The sequence below is a fragment of the Pseudomonas sp. IT-P12 genome (assembly GCF_949767465.1).
In the GTDB taxonomy this organism is placed as follows: domain Bacteria; phylum Pseudomonadota; class Gammaproteobacteria; order Pseudomonadales; family Pseudomonadaceae; genus Aquipseudomonas.
The window spans coordinates 442,506-456,033 of record NZ_CATKPY010000022.1 but is presented as its reverse complement, the minus strand read 5'-3'; the positions used below and the strand labels follow the sequence as shown (position 1 = coordinate 456,033).

Sequence of the window (13,528 nt, the reverse complement as noted above, 5' to 3'; positions counted from 1 at the left end):
GCCTGTGGTTCAACACGTTACGCAGGGCGTCGTACTCGCCAAGGCGCTGCTAAGCTGAATCAATCTCCGCCATATTGGCATTGCGAGGAGATCCTATGATTCGTTCGATGCTGTATGCCACTGACCTCGGCCTGTATGCACCTTTGGTGATGCAGCACGCCCTGGCACTGGCTCGAACCTTCAATGCGGACTTGTATGTGGTACACGCCGTTGAGCCCATGGGGCTGTTCGCCGAGTCGGTGCTGCAGAGTTATCTCGACGAGCGGGCATTGAACGAGTTTCACAGTCAGGGATTGAACACGGTGATCGCCAATATCGAGCAGCGCGTGCTCGACAGTTTTCGCGAGGAGCTGGGAGGTGAAGGGGAGCAGGATCTGGAGAGAATTCAGGCGGTACGGGTGCTCCAGGGCGATCCGTCGCAGGTCATTCTCGATCAGGCACAGAAACTCTCCGTGGATTTGTTGATCGTAGGCAGTCATAGCCATGGTGCTGGCGCGGAAACGCCCTTGGGCAGGACCGCAGCGCGGGTATTGCAGTTGGCTCGGGTCCCGGTCTATCTGGTGCCGCTGGTGGAGCGTCGGCGCCAAGGGGATCGCTAGAACACGAATAACGTCGATTCGATAAAAAAGTTCTAGATTTATTCTTCAAACCATTAATATAGTTATATACCGTCGCTGATGCCCGTGGCGTCTACCTGCTTTGAGGGATTCATATGAAGCTTCAACAACTGCGCTACATCTGGGAAGTGGCGCACCACGACCTCAACGTTTCTGCTACAGCCCAAAGCCTCTACACCTCGCAACCGGGTATCAGCAAACAGATCCGCCTGCTGGAAGACGAATTGGGCGTCGAGGTTTTCGCTCGCAGCGGCAAGCACCTGACGCGCGTCACACCCGCTGGCGAACGCATCATCACCACGGCCGGCGAAATCCTGCGCAAGGTCGAAAGCATCAAGCAGATCGCCCAGGAATTCTCCAACGAGAAGAAGGGCACCCTGTCGATCGCCACCACGCATACCCAGGCTCGTTATGCGTTGCCGCCGGTGATCAGCAATTTCATCAAGCAATACCCGGAAGTTGCCCTGCACATGCACCAGGGGTCGCCGATGCAAATTGCCGAAATGGCCGCTGACGGCACTGTCGATTTCGCCATCGCCACCGAGGCTCTTGAGCTGTTCGGTGACCTGGTGATGATGCCGTGCTACCGCTGGAACCGTTGCGTGGTCGTGCCCCAGGGCCACCCGTTGACCAAGTTGCCGAAGCTGACCCTGGAAGCCCTCGCCGAATACCCGATCGTGACCTACGTGTTCGGTTTCACTGGCCGTTCAAAACTCGACGAAGCGTTCAGCCATCGTGGCCTGACGCCGAAAGTGGTGTTTACCGCCGCCGACGCCGACGTGATCAAGACTTACGTGCGCCTGGGCCTGGGGGTCGGCATCGTGGCGAAAATGGCCGTCGATACCAAGCTCGATAACGATCTGGTCGTGCTCGACGCCAGCGAGTTGTTCGAGTCCAGCATTACCAAGATCGGTTTCCGTCGCGGCACTTTCCTGCGTGGTTTCATGTGCGACTTCATCGAGAAGTTCGCCCCGCACCTGACCCGGGAAGTGATGGCCAAGGCCATTCAGTGCCACAACAAACAGGAACTGGAAGAGCTGTTCGACGGCGTCGAACTGCCGGTTCACTGATCCCTCTACAAGACCTCGGTGACAGAGAACTGTTGCCGAGTGCCCGCTACCACAATCTCCACGTCGTCCCCTTCGAACTTGCCCAGCAGGCTTTTGCCCAGCGGCGAGCGGGGGGTGATGACGGTGATCGACTGCCCCACCAGGTCGACCTTCAGGCCCGCCGCGTCGGGGGCCAGGAACAGCCATTGTTCTCGACCGTTTTCGTCTTCCAGGCCAAGCAGGGCACTGATCTCGATGCCTCGTTGGTCGTCGTAGGGGCGAAGCGCCAGGTTCTGGCACAGGGTCAGTGACTGCCTGATTTCCTCCATGCGCCGGGCTTGTCCGGTCGCCAGGTAAGAAGCCTCCAGCCCCAGGGTGTCGTATTTGTTTTCGGCGATGTTTTCTTCGTGGGTGGCGGTTTCGTAGGCGGTCTGCGCAGCACGCTCGGCGACGTCGAGGTCGATTCGCAGTTTGTCGATAATCAGTTGGTGGACGGTCTTCTTGTTCATGATCAGTCGCAGAATTGCAGCACGTTGGCGCGGCTTTTTTCGCTGGGCGCCGTCCGGTCCTGTTGCAGCCAGAACTGGCATTTCGGATTCGACAGATTGCGGTTGCTGCTGCGCGCCTGATCGAGTCGTTGCGCCTGTTCGTTCTTGCGCAGGTTTTCCTCGTATTGTTCGAATTGCGGGCTCGGCGGCGGCAAGTCGGGCACTTGCTGCACCACCGGCGGGTTGGCCAATTGCTGCACGGCCTGGGCCACCGGGGCCAGTTGCTCGCTGAACAGCAAGCGCGAGGCGAGCCAGCAGGTCAGTGCAATTGCAACGAATCCCAGCCACACGCCGAGGGCGATGCTGCCGGTCAGTTGCAGGGCGTTGAGCTGAATCGGCAAGGTCCGGCGCGGGGTGGGGCGATAGGGCATGACTGCCTCCTGGCGGGTGGTCGCGGGCGAGTGGCGATTGTCGCATGAAGATTAATCGCCGTCGGCTCTTCTGCACGGGGTAATTTATGCGGACAATCGGCGCCTTTGCCAACGGGAACCTGGAATGCCTGAAATGAAAACCCGCTGGGATATTTTTTGCACTGTGGTCGACAACTTTGGCGACATCGGTGTGACCTGGCGCCTGGCCCGTCAGCTGGTGGCCGAGCATTCGCTGACGGTGCGACTGTGGGTCGACGACCTGCGCGCGTTCGAACGCCTGTGTCCGGATATCGACGTTGCTGCCGCGCAGCAATGGCAGGAAGGTGTCGACGTGCGCCATTGGCCGGCCGACTGGCTGCCCACCGACGCCGCAGATGTCGTGATTGCCGCCTTTGCCTGCCAGCTGCCGAGCGCCTACATGGATGCCATGGCCGCGCGGGACCCGCGGCCATTGTGGATGAACCTCGACTACCTGAGTGCCGAAGACTGGGTCATCGGCTGCCACGGCCTGCCGTCGGTGAAATACCAGAGCGTGCAGAAATACTTTTTTTTCCCGGGGTTCCAGGAGGGCACCGGCGGTTTGCTGCGTGAAGGCGGACTGCTTGAGCGGCGTCGGCAATTTCAGCAAAGCGCCGAGGCTCAGCGAGAATTCCTGCAGAGCCTAGGTGTTGATCCTGCGCCCGGGGCGCTGTTGATCTCACTGTTTGCCTATGAAAATACCGGCCTCGCCAGTTGGCTGGATGTATTGGCAAGGGATTCGCGGCCCACGCATCTGCTGGTGCCGGAGGGGCGGATTCTCGGCGATGTCGAGCGCTGGCTGGGCGTCGAGGGCTTGGCAGCAGGTGCCGTGCATGTGCGCGATGCCCTGACCGTGCAGGTCTTGCCGTTCGTCCACCAGGATCAATACGACCGGCTGCTGTGGAGTTGCGCGTTCAATGCCGTGCGTGGCGAGGATTCGTTCGTGCGTGCGCAATGGGCCGGGCGACCGCTGCTGTGGCACATCTATCGGCAGGACGAAGACATTCATCTGGACAAGCTCGAAGCCTTCCTGACGCTGTACACCGAAGGTCTTTCGGCGCCGGCTCGCGAGGCGATCAGCGGACTTTGGCGGGCCTGGAATGGCGCGGATCCGGTCGCCGATCAATGGCTGGCGACCCGTAAACACTGGCCCGAACTGCAAAAACATGCCGAAGCGTGGTGTCTGGAACAGGCCTCGCGGGCGGATCTTGCCACGGCGCTGGTACAGTTTTACCGAAATTGGCTATGATACGCGGCCTAGATTTTAGTAACTCCCATCCAAATTCGGATATTCGCAATGAAAACTGGTAAAGAACTCAAACCCGGTACCGTGATCCGTATCGACAACGACCCTTGGCTGGTTCAGAAAGCTGAATTCACCAAGTCGGGCCGTAACAGCGCGATCATGAAGACCAAGCTGAAAAACCTGCTGACCGGTTACAAGACCGAAACCGTTTACGGTGCGGACGACAAACTGGACGACGTGATCCTCGACCGCAAAGAAGCGACCCTGTCCTTCATCAGCGGCGACACCTACACGTTCATGGACACCACCGACTACACCATGTACGAGCTGAACGCTGAAGACATCGAAAGCGTTCTGCCATTCGTGGAAGAAGGCATGACCGACGTTTGCGAAGCCGTGTTCTTCGAAGAGCGGCTGGTTTCCGTAGAGCTGCCGACCACTATCGTGCGTCAGGTTGACTACACCGAAGGTTCCGCCCGTGGCGACACCTCCGGCAAGGTGATGAAGCCTGCCAAACTGAAGAACGGTACCGAGCTGTCGGTTGCTGACTTCATCGAAATCGGCGACATGATCGAGATCGACACCCGCGAAGGTGGTTCCTACAAGGGCCGTGCCAAATAAGCACTGCTTCAGGAACGAAAAAGCCCGACCATCGAGTCGGGCTTTTTTGTGTCTGCTGTTTCGGTTTGAGCCCTGTGGGAGCGAGCAGGCTCGTTCCCACAATGAAACCGCTTCACTTCTTCAGGTGTTGTTTCAGCTCTTCGGAAGCTTGCAACATTGCCGAACGCACTGCCGGTACCTGGCTGACCACGTTGAGCAAACCGTAGTCATGGATCAGGCCGTTGTAGCGAACCGAAGTCACCGGCACGCCGGCTTCGTCGAGTTTGCGGGCATAGGCCTCGCCTTCGTCGCGCAACACATCGGCACCGGCTGTCTGCACCAGGGCTGGTGGCAGGCCCTTGAGCTGCGCGGTAGTGGCCCGCAGCGGCGAGGCGTAGATCTCGTTACGTTGCTTGGCGTCGGTGGTGTAGTTGTCCCAGAACCACTTCATCATGTTTTTGGTGAGAAAGTGTCCCTCGGCAAACTGGTTATAGGACGCGGTTTCGAAACTGGCGTCGGTCACCGGCCACAGCAGCACCTGGAACTTGATCGCTGGCGTGCCCTTGTCTTTGGCCATCAGGGCAACCACGGCCGCCATGTTGCCGCCGACACTGTTGCCGGCCACGGCCAGACGCTTGCCGTCGACGTTGATTTCCTTGCCGTGCTCGGCCACCCATCGGGTTGCAGCGTAAGCCTGGTTGATGGCGACCGGGTAATGCGCTTCCGGTGACGGGGTGTAGTTGACGAACACCGCCGCCGCACCCGAGCCCGCGACCAGGTCACGAACCAGTCGTTCGTGAGTCGGGAAATCCCCCAGTACCCAACCGCCGCCGTGAAAGAACATGAACACCGGCAGCTCGCCTTTGACACCGGCCGGCCGGACGATGGTCAGGCTGATCGGTTGGCCGTCGACCTGAATGGTTTTCTGGCTGACATCGGCTTTTGGCAGCGTCAGCTTCACCCCCGACTGCGCACCCACGAGTACGGCGCGGGCTTCCTGAGGCGTCATCTGTTCCATCGGTTTGCCGGTGCCGGCGTTCAACACATCGAGAAATGCCTGGGTGTTGTGTTCAACGTCGCCGGCGAATGCGCTGTGGACGGACAGAGCGAGAAGGGTACCGGTCAAGACTTTGCTGAAAGTGTTCATGTTCGTTTCCTGTTCGGGCCTGGGTGGTCGGAGTTAGACAGTCACGTGCAGACGTACATCGACGTTGCCACGGGTGGCGTTGGAGTACGGGCAGACCTGGTGAGCGGCGTCGACCAGCGATTGCGCATCGGCTTGTTCCAGGCCCGGCAGGCTGATGTGCAGGTCGATGTCCAGACCGAAACCGCCAGGGATCTGACCGATACCGACATGAGCGGTGATCGAGGCGTCGGCAGGGATGCTGCGTTTGGTCTGGCTGGCGACGAATTTCAGGGCGCCGATGAAGCAGGCCGAGTAACCCGCTGCGAACAGTTGCTCAGGGTTGGTGGCCGCACCACCAGCACCGCCGAGTTCTTTTGGAGTGGCGAGTTTGACGTCGAGGATGTTGTCGCTGGAAACCGCACGACCGTCACGGCCGCCAGTGGAGGTTGCGATTGCGGTGTAGAGAGTTTGCATGATGTGAGCCTCGTTCTGATTTTGAGTTCGTCGCGCTAAATGTTTGCGCGTTAAGTAAGTGCGAGGTGAATGTAGCGCGCCAATAGTTAGCGCGCAAGATAAATTTTCGAATATTTTGAGGTTAACTGCGTGAAGCTTGGGTGAGCGGCCTAAAACGGCTGAGATAGAGAGGTGTAGCGGAAGAGAGCAGGTCACCGTACCTGTGGGAGCGAGCCTGCTCCGGGCGGCGTTCCGACGATAGCGGTTTGGCATTCACCCTTGAGTGACTGACCCACCGCTATCGCGAGCAGGCTCGCTCCCACAGTGGAGAGGGTGGGGAGAGGGTTAGAGGCTGTCCTGCAAATTGCCGCGCAACACTTGCAGCTCCGCTTGCAGATGCTTGAGGCGCTCCAGGGTCATGCCGCTGGCGCCGAGGATGCATTGGGGAATGTTGCGTGCCTTGTCCCGCAGGGCGCGTCCCTGTTCGGTCAGTTCGACAATCACCACGCGCTCATCCTCGCGGCTGCGGGTGCGGCTGAGCAGGCCTTCGGCTTCCAGGCGCTTGAGCAGCGGCGTCAGCGAGCCGGGGTCAGTCAGCAATCGCGTGCTGATTTCGCCGACGGTAAGACCGTCCTGTTCCCACAACACCATCATGGCCAGGTATTGCGGATAGGTCAGGTCCAGTGCCTTGAGCAGCGGCTTGTAGACCTTGGTCATCAGCAGCGAGGTGGAATGCAGGGCGAAGCAGGCTTGGTTGTCCAGCAGCAAGTCGTCGCAGGAGGTGTCGCGTTCGGTGGTCATGTCGAAGCCTTGGTCGGTGGTCTTATGAATCTAGCGGGCAAATGTTTAATGCGCCAGATAATTCCGACCTAATGTCGGTCGAGGTTGCGCTGCAATGCCAGATCCCAGGGCGGAACAGGGCTGAAGCGACTCTTCAGATATTCCAGCAACAGTCGGCTGCGTGTATTGGATTGCTGTTCCAGGCGCAACGCATAAATCCCGGTGGTTTCCGCCGCAGGCAAGCCGTTTTCGCAAAACAGTGGCCGCAACTCTCCGCGCAACAGGTATTCACTGGCCAGCCAGGTGGGCAGGTGCGCGATGCCCAGCCCGGCCAGTGCGCCGCACACCAGCGCCTCGGCATTGTTGGCGCTCATGCGGATGCGCGCCGGGCGGTACAAATGCAGTTGCCCGTCCCGCTCGAATCGCCAGGCGAATGGCGGAGCCAGGCCGTCCCAGTCGAGTCCGTCATGCTCGACCAACTGCGCCGGGTCGCTCGGCACGCCCCGGCGCTTGAGGTAGTCAGGGCTGGCGCAGGCAATGCGCACCATGCTCGCCAATGGCGTGGCAACCAGCCGGGTGTCGGCCAGTTGTCCGGCCCGCAGCACCAGATCGACTTTGCCCAGGTTCAGCCCCTGCATGTCGACAAAGCTGTCGATCAGGTGCAGTTGCACGTCGAGGCCGGGGTAGAGCATCAGGAAGTCCGCAATCACCGGTGCCAGGTGGCGACGGCCGAACGCAGCGGGGGCATCGATGCGGATCAGGCCTTCAGGCGCGCTGCTCAGGGACACGGCCTCGGCGCGGGCCAGTTGCAGTTCGGCAACGATGCGCCGCGCCCGTTCGGCAAATGCCAGGCCGGCCGGCGTCGCCCGTACGGCGTGGGTGCTGCGAATGAACAGCTGGCTGCCGACGGCGAGCTCCAGGTTGTCGATGCGCCGCGCCACGGCTGAAGGGGTCAACGGATGGCGGCGGGACGCGGCGGAAAAACTGCCGGTTTCCAGGACATCGAGAAACAGGCCCAGTTGCCCGGTCAGCTGATTGGGGTTCATGAGTGGATCTGCGCTTATGCGAAATTGGCACAGCCATTGTGCGTTGCTGTGCGTTTCCGCGCCAGCGCTGACTGCGTAGGATGACAGGCTTGAAACAAAGGGAAACGGATCGTGATCGAGTTTTTGCTGTATGTCGTGTTTGGTGCAGCCATGGGCACCCTGGGTGGCTTGTTCGGCATAGGCGGCGGGTTGATCGCCATTCCGTTGCTGGGGGTGTGGTGCGGCCTGGATCAACAGATGGCCCAGGGCACCGCCTTGGTCATGGTCGTCCCGAACGTTTTGCTGGCGCTGTGGCGTTATCACCAGCGCAATCGCATCGAGTTGCGTCACGCGCTGCCCCTGGCCTCCATGGGCTTCTGTTTTGCCTGGATCGGTTCGATCTGGGCGGTGGGGCTGGATGCGCAGACCATGCGCCTCGGGTTTGTCGCGTTCCTGGTCGCGCTGTCGGCCTACAACCTGATGCGCATGTTCCACGCCAGCGCACCGGCCCAATCACAGATGAATCACGCCTGGCCATGGCTGGGTGTGCTCGGCGCGGCTTCGGGCACCATGGGGGGGCTGTTCGGTGTCGGCGGGGCGGTGGTGGCGACGCCGGTATTGACCAGCCTGTTCGGCACCACGCAAGTGGTGGCCCAAGGCTTGTCGCTGGCCCTGGCACTGCCGAGCACCGGGGTCACGCTGGTGACGTATGCGGTGCATCATGAAGTGGACTGGATGATCGGCGTGCCATTGGCCATTGGTGGCCTGCTGAGCATCAGCTGGGGCGTGAAGGTCGCCCACGCCTTGCCGGAGCGGCTGCTGCGCGGTTTGTTCTGTGGTTTCCTGGTGCTGTGCGCAGTGTTGCTCGCCCTTAAAGCTTGAAGCCTTCGACGATGTGTTCGGCCAGGCACTCGGTGATCGGCGATGGATTGTGCAGGTTGCGCAGGAGCATGATGCTCGCTTCAGGCAATTCGGGCAGGTCTTCGGCCTCACCGAGAATGCGCAGGTCGGGCGTGATCAGGCTTTCCAGTTGCGCGGTGACGGCCAGGCCGGCGCTGACCACTGCCATGATCGCCGACAGGCTGGAGCTGTTATAGGCCACCCGATAATCGCGTCCCATGGCGTCCAGGGCGTTGCAGGCCCACAGGCGGCAGAAACAATCGCTGTTGAACATCGCCAGCGGCAACGGCGTCTGCTCGTGCACGCTGAAACACTGCGCCTCGGCCCAGACGAAACGCTCCTTGCGCAACAACTGGCCGATCTCGTTGCCCGGTTCGCGAGTGACGATGGACAGGTCGAGGTCCTGGCGCAGCAGCAGTTGTTTTGATGATTCGCAATGCACTTCGATCTGGATCAACGGGTATGACTGGGCAAAGCGCCGCAGAATCCCCGGCAGAAAACGCATCACGTAATCGTCCGGCGTGCCGATGCGCACCGTGCCGACCATGTGCGGCTCGCGCAACGTATTGAACACCTCGCTGTGCAGCTTGAGGATGCGCCGGGCATACCCCAGCAGCACCTGGCCTTCGGCGGTCAGCCGCACCTGGCGGCCATCGCGCTGGAACAGTTGACGCTGGAGCACATCCTCTTCCAGCCGCTTCATCTGCATGCTCACAGCGGACTGTGTGCGGTTGACCAGTTCCCCGGCGCGGGTGAAACCGCCCTGATCGGCGATGGCGACAAAGGTGCGCAGCACTTCCGTGTCGATACTCGGGTAGGCGGACATTCATCAATCTCCGAGATGTGTTGCATAAGAAACATTCGTTGGATTGATCTTAGCCCTGGCGCGACACTTGAGCCATCCCAAACGGAGGGCAACAAGATGAAAGGTCAAAGAGGTTATGCAGACGTTGGAAAACACTCCATCCATGTGGTGTCGGACCTGCTGCACAAGATCAGCCGCTGGTACGAATTGCACCGTGAACGCGAGTTGCTGGCGAGCATGAGCGATGAGGCGCTGAAGGATATCGGCATCAGTCGTGCGGATGTCGAGCATGAAGCCATCCGCCCGTTCTGGGATGACCCGATGCACAAATGAGCCACCCACAACTACACAAACCCTCTCCCGGTGAGGTAGGTTGCGAGCAGACAAGGAGATGCCCATGCCCGCAACGCTGTCCTTTTCCATCAAACAGGCTCGCCGCCTGGCGTTGGCCGCCCAGGGATTCAACGGGCGCCAGTCGCCGGCGGTGGTCAAGGCGGTTCAGCTCAATCGCCTGATCGAACGCCTGGGTCTCCTGCAGATCGATTCGGTCAATGCGCTGGTGCGTTCGCACTACCTCCCGTTGTTTTCCCGTCTTGGCCAGTATTCATCCGATATGCTCGATCAGGCAGCCTGGAGTTCAGGCCGGCGTCGCACGTTGTTCGAGTATTGGGGGCACGAAGCGTCGCTGCTGCCACTGTCGATGTACCCGCTGATGCGCTGGCGCATGGCGCGCGCGCGACGCGGCGAAGACATCTATCAGCAACTGGCGCGTTTCGGGCGTGAGCAGCAGGCCACCATTCGCCGAGTCATGGCGTCGGTCGAAGCACTCGGTGCGTTGGGGGCCGGCAGCCTGTCGACGCGCCAGGAGCGGGCGGGACCGTGGTGGGACTGGAGTGCGGAAAAGCATGCACTGGAATGGTTGTTCGCGGCCGGCGAAGTGACCGTGGCCGGGCGACGCGGTTTCGAGCGACTCTACGATTTGCCGGAACGGGTGATTCCCACGGCGATTCTGCAACAACCGTTGCTGACCGAAGACGAGGCGCAACGCGGTCTGTTACTGCATGCCGCCCATGCCTTGGGGGTGGCGACGGAGAAGGATTTGCGCGATTACTTTCGCCTGAACCCGGGCGACGCGCGTCCGCGCCTGGCGGAGTTGGTGGAGGCGGGCGAGTTGCAGGCTTGCGAGGTTCAGGGGTGGCGCCAGGCGGCTTATTGCCTGCCCGAGCCGAAGGTGCCACGCAAGGTCGAGGCCAGTGCCTTGCTGTCACCGTTTGATTCATTGGTCTGGGAGCGTAGCCGCACCGAGCGGTTGTTTGATTTCCGTTATCGACTGGAGATCTACACACCGCAGGATAAGCGGGTCTATGGCTATTACGTGCTGCCGTTCCTGCACAACGAGCGGATCGCCGCACGGGTGGATCTGCGCGCGGAGCGGGCCAACGGGCAATTGGCGGTGCACGCGGTGCATGAAGAAGAGCCGGGGCTGGATGAGCAGGGGATGCTGGCGCTGGCGGTCAATTTGCGGCAGATGGCCGATTGGCTGGGGCTGGCGCGGGTGCAACTCAATTGCAGGCGGGCGAGTGCGGACAGGTTGCGCGTGGCATTTATCGGCATGGGTGGCGCCTGAATGGGCGTTGATCGCGAGCAGGCCCGCTCCCACGTGACCGCACGGGTGGGAGCGAGCCTGCTCGCGAAGGGCGTCACGCGATTTACCGCCGAACCTGTTTCAGCGTCTCGGCAATCAAAAACGCCAGTTCCAGCGACTGGTCGGCATTCATCCGCGGGTCGCAGTGGGTGTGGTAGCGATCCGACAACCCGTCCTCGGTAATCGGCCGCGCGCCGCCGATGCACTCGGTGACGTTCTGCCCGGTCATCTCGATGTGAATACCGCCGGCATAGCTGCCTTCCGCCTGGTGCACCTGGAAGAACTGCTTCACCTCGCCGAGGATTTGCGCGAAGTCGCGGGTCTTGTAGCCACTGCTGGCCTTGATGGTGTTGCCGTGCATCGGATCGCTGCTCCAGAGCACCTGCTTGCCTTCACGCTGCACCGCGCGGATCAGCGCCGGCAGATGATCGCCGACCTTGTTCGCGCCCATTCGGGCGATCAGGTTCAGGCGTCCCGGGTCGTTGTCCGGGTTGAGCACGTCGATCAGGCGGATCAGGTCATCGGGGTCCATGCTCGGGCCGACCTTGACCCCGATCGGGTTGTTCACCCCGCGCAGGAATTCGACGTGGGCACCGTCGAGTTGGCGGGTGCGGTCACCGATCCACAGCATGTGCGCCGAGCAATCGTAGTAATCGTTGGTCAGGCTGTCGCGGCGCACGAAGGCTTCTTCATAGTTCAGCAGCAGCGCCTCGTGGGCGGTGAAGAAGCTGGTCTCGCGCAGTTGCGGCGAGCTGTCCATGCCGCAGGCACGCATGAAGGCCAGGGTTTCATCGATGCGGTCGGCAAGGTGGCTGTACTTCTCGGCCAGCGCGGAGTTGGCAATGAAGTCCAGGTTCCACTTGTGCACCTGGTGCAGGTCGGCAAAGCCACCCTGGGCAAAGGCGCGCAGCAGGTTCAGGGTCGCGGTGGACTGGTGATAGGACTGCAGCAGGCGCTCCGGGTCCGGCACGCGGCTTTTCTCGTCGAAGCCGATCCCGTTGACGATGTCGCCACGGTAGGCCGGCAGGGTCACGCCGTCGATGGTTTCGTCGTTGGCCGAGCGCGGCTTGGCGAACTGGCCGGCCATGCGCCCGACCTTGACCACCGGGCAGCCGGCGGCGAAGGTCATGACGATCGCCATTTGCAACAGCACCTTGAAGGTGTCGCGGATTTTCGCGGCGGAGAACTCGGCGAAGCTTTCGGCGCAGTCGCCGCCCTGCAACAGAAACGCGCGACCCTGGGTGACTTCGGCGAACTGACGGCGCAATTCCCGGGCTTCCCCGGCAAACACCAGCGGCGGGTAGCTGGCCAGGGTTTGCTCGACCTGGCGCAAATGCGCTGCGTCGGGGTAATGGGGTTGTTGCTGGATCGGCAGGGCGCGCCAGCTGTCAGGGCTCCAGGGTTGGCTCATCACGGTCTCGGTTGTTTTACGCTCGGGCGCTCATGTTATCAGCAAATTAGTGCGTGACCTGTTCCTGTCGCTTCGCGGACAATTGCGCCTTTGCCGCGTCATCGTGCGGTTTATCGTGTTGCCGCAGCGGGTGACGATCAGGAGACGAAATGACTGAGGAGCGCGTCGAGCATCTGCTCGCCGAGGTACGGGATGAGTTTGGCGTGATTCGCGTGCTGGAAGTGGCCGATTACCGCTTCCTCGAGTTTGGTGATGCCATCGAGCAGAGTTGCGTGTTCACGGCCGACCCGAGCTGGCTCGAATACGATTACACCCGGGCGATGCTGATCGGCGCGCTGTGCCATGAACAGCCGGAGAGTGCGCTGTTTCTCGGTCTGGGGGCTGGCACCCTGACCCAGGCCTGCCTGAAGTTCCTGCCACTGGAAGATGTCGAAGCCATCGAGCTGCGCCCGGACGTGCCGCGCCTGGCCATCGAGTACCTTGGGCTGGATGATGACCCGCGTCTTTACATCCGGGTCGGCGATGCCCTGGAGTTGCTGGAAACTGCCGAGCCGGCCGACCTGATTTTCGTCGACCTGTATACCGACGTCGGGCCGGGTGTCGGGCATCTGGCCTGGCGTTTCCTGGAAAACTGCCAGAAGCGCCTCACCCCGGGAGGCTGGCTGGTGATCAACCAGTGGGCCACCGATGACGGCAAGCCGTTGGGCGCGGCGTTGTTGCGCGGGCTTTATCACCGGCATTACTGGGAATTGCCGGTGAAGGAGGGCAATGTGATTCTGATCGTGCCTTCGGAGCTGGACCAGGAACTGGACATGGACGGCCTGGTCGCCCGGGCCGAAGCGCTGGCGCCGCGCCTGGGGTATTCGTTGCAGCCATTGATCAAGGCGATTCGCCCGGCTACATGAAGTGTGCCCGTGAGGGCCTCTTCGTCGGA

The 13,528-nt window shown here is 61.3% G+C and carries 16 protein-coding genes; 8 read left to right on the top strand and 8 right to left on the bottom strand.

Annotation, left to right across the window (positions count from 1 at the left end; genetic code table 11):
* The first annotated feature begins 95 nt into the window (after positions 1-95).
* Together ACM6IM_RS16825 and cysB are read left to right on the top strand one after the other, a co-directional pair.
* On the top strand, positions 96-599 hold the full coding sequence (locus tag ACM6IM_RS16825) for a universal stress protein (RefSeq protein WP_192304373.1): 504 nt from the start codon (positions 96-98) through the stop codon (positions 597-599).
* A gap of 113 nt (positions 600-712) precedes the next feature.
* A complete protein-coding gene (gene cysB / locus ACM6IM_RS16820) occupies positions 713-1,687 on the top strand; it encodes an HTH-type transcriptional regulator CysB (RefSeq protein WP_192304371.1) in 975 nt (324 codons plus the stop codon).
* 5 nt (positions 1,688-1,692) lie between these two features.
* On the opposite strand, the gene ACM6IM_RS16815 is transcribed toward cysB, so the two are convergent.
* Together ACM6IM_RS16815 and ACM6IM_RS16810 are read right to left on the bottom strand one after the other, a co-directional pair.
* Positions 1,693-2,175: a GreA/GreB family elongation factor gene (locus ACM6IM_RS16815; protein ID WP_414865751.1), complete on the bottom strand. Its 483-nt coding sequence runs from the start codon at positions 2,173-2,175 to the stop codon at positions 1,693-1,695.
* 2 nt (positions 2,176-2,177) lie between these two features.
* Positions 2,178-2,585 (bottom strand): hypothetical protein, encoded by a 408-nt coding sequence (locus tag ACM6IM_RS16810; RefSeq protein WP_192304367.1) that lies wholly within the window; start codon positions 2,583-2,585, stop codon positions 2,178-2,180.
* Positions 2,586-2,709: 124 nt separating this feature from the next.
* Between ACM6IM_RS16810 and earP the strand changes: the two genes are divergently transcribed.
* Positions 2,710-3,852, top strand: coding sequence for an elongation factor P maturation arginine rhamnosyltransferase EarP (earP, locus tag ACM6IM_RS16805; RefSeq protein ID WP_414865750.1), 1,143 nt, complete (start codon positions 2,710-2,712; stop codon positions 3,850-3,852).
* 48 nt (positions 3,853-3,900) lie between these two features.
* Complete coding sequence (locus ACM6IM_RS16800; RefSeq protein WP_003226785.1) at positions 3,901-4,470, top strand: elongation factor P; 570 nt, start codon at positions 3,901-3,903, stop codon at positions 4,468-4,470.
* A gap of 112 nt (positions 4,471-4,582) precedes the next feature.
* Here ACM6IM_RS16800 and ACM6IM_RS16795 read toward each other — a convergent pair whose 3' ends face one another.
* From ACM6IM_RS16795 to ACM6IM_RS16780, 4 genes are all read right to left on the bottom strand, one after another.
* Positions 4,583-5,596: an alpha/beta hydrolase gene (locus ACM6IM_RS16795; protein WP_201190769.1), complete on the bottom strand. Its 1,014-nt coding sequence runs from the start codon at positions 5,594-5,596 to the stop codon at positions 4,583-4,585.
* Between the two features lie 33 nt (positions 5,597-5,629).
* Positions 5,630-6,049 (bottom strand): organic hydroperoxide resistance protein, encoded by a 420-nt coding sequence (locus ACM6IM_RS16790; RefSeq protein ID WP_192304361.1) that lies wholly within the window; start codon positions 6,047-6,049, stop codon positions 5,630-5,632.
* A 324-nt stretch (positions 6,050-6,373) separates the two neighbouring features.
* On the bottom strand, positions 6,374-6,829 hold the full coding sequence (locus tag ACM6IM_RS16785) for a MarR family winged helix-turn-helix transcriptional regulator (protein WP_201190767.1): 456 nt from the start codon (positions 6,827-6,829) through the stop codon (positions 6,374-6,376).
* Positions 6,830-6,897: 68 nt separating this feature from the next.
* Complete coding sequence (locus ACM6IM_RS16780; protein WP_414865749.1) at positions 6,898-7,854, bottom strand: LysR family transcriptional regulator; 957 nt, start codon at positions 7,852-7,854, stop codon at positions 6,898-6,900.
* Between the two features lie 111 nt (positions 7,855-7,965).
* Between ACM6IM_RS16780 and ACM6IM_RS16775 the strand changes: the two genes are divergently transcribed.
* A complete protein-coding gene (locus ACM6IM_RS16775) occupies positions 7,966-8,715 on the top strand; it encodes a sulfite exporter TauE/SafE family protein (protein ID WP_192304355.1) in 750 nt (249 codons plus the stop codon).
* Here ACM6IM_RS16775 and ACM6IM_RS16770 read toward each other — a convergent pair.
* Positions 8,705-9,559, bottom strand: a complete 855-nt coding sequence (locus ACM6IM_RS16770) for a LysR substrate-binding domain-containing protein (protein WP_192304353.1) — start codon at positions 9,557-9,559, stop codon at positions 8,705-8,707. The genes ACM6IM_RS16775 and ACM6IM_RS16770 overlap by 11 nt on opposite strands.
* A gap of 96 nt (positions 9,560-9,655) precedes the next feature.
* Between ACM6IM_RS16770 and ACM6IM_RS16765 the strand changes: the two genes are divergently transcribed.
* Together ACM6IM_RS16765 and ACM6IM_RS16760 are read left to right on the top strand one after the other, a co-directional pair.
* Entirely contained in the window at positions 9,656-9,871 is a 216-nt protein-coding gene (locus ACM6IM_RS16765) for a DUF1127 domain-containing protein (RefSeq protein WP_414865748.1), read from the top strand.
* 64 nt (positions 9,872-9,935) lie between these two features.
* The gene (locus tag ACM6IM_RS16760) at positions 9,936-11,165 is read left to right on the top strand and encodes a winged helix-turn-helix domain-containing protein (protein WP_414865747.1); all 1,230 of its coding nucleotides are present in this window, start codon (positions 9,936-9,938) and stop codon (positions 11,163-11,165) included.
* An 82-nt stretch (positions 11,166-11,247) separates the two neighbouring features.
* Here ACM6IM_RS16760 and ACM6IM_RS16755 read toward each other — a convergent pair whose 3' ends face one another.
* On the bottom strand, positions 11,248-12,594 hold the full coding sequence (locus ACM6IM_RS16755) for a class II 3-deoxy-7-phosphoheptulonate synthase (protein WP_414865746.1): 1,347 nt from the start codon (positions 12,592-12,594) through the stop codon (positions 11,248-11,250).
* A gap of 149 nt (positions 12,595-12,743) precedes the next feature.
* Between ACM6IM_RS16755 and ACM6IM_RS16750 the strand changes: the two genes are divergently transcribed.
* Positions 12,744-13,499 carry a spermidine synthase gene (locus tag ACM6IM_RS16750; protein WP_192304346.1) on the top strand — a complete coding sequence of 252 codons (756 nt, stop codon included), beginning with the start codon at positions 12,744-12,746 and terminating at the stop codon, positions 13,497-13,499.
* Positions 13,500-13,528 lie beyond the last annotated feature (29 nt).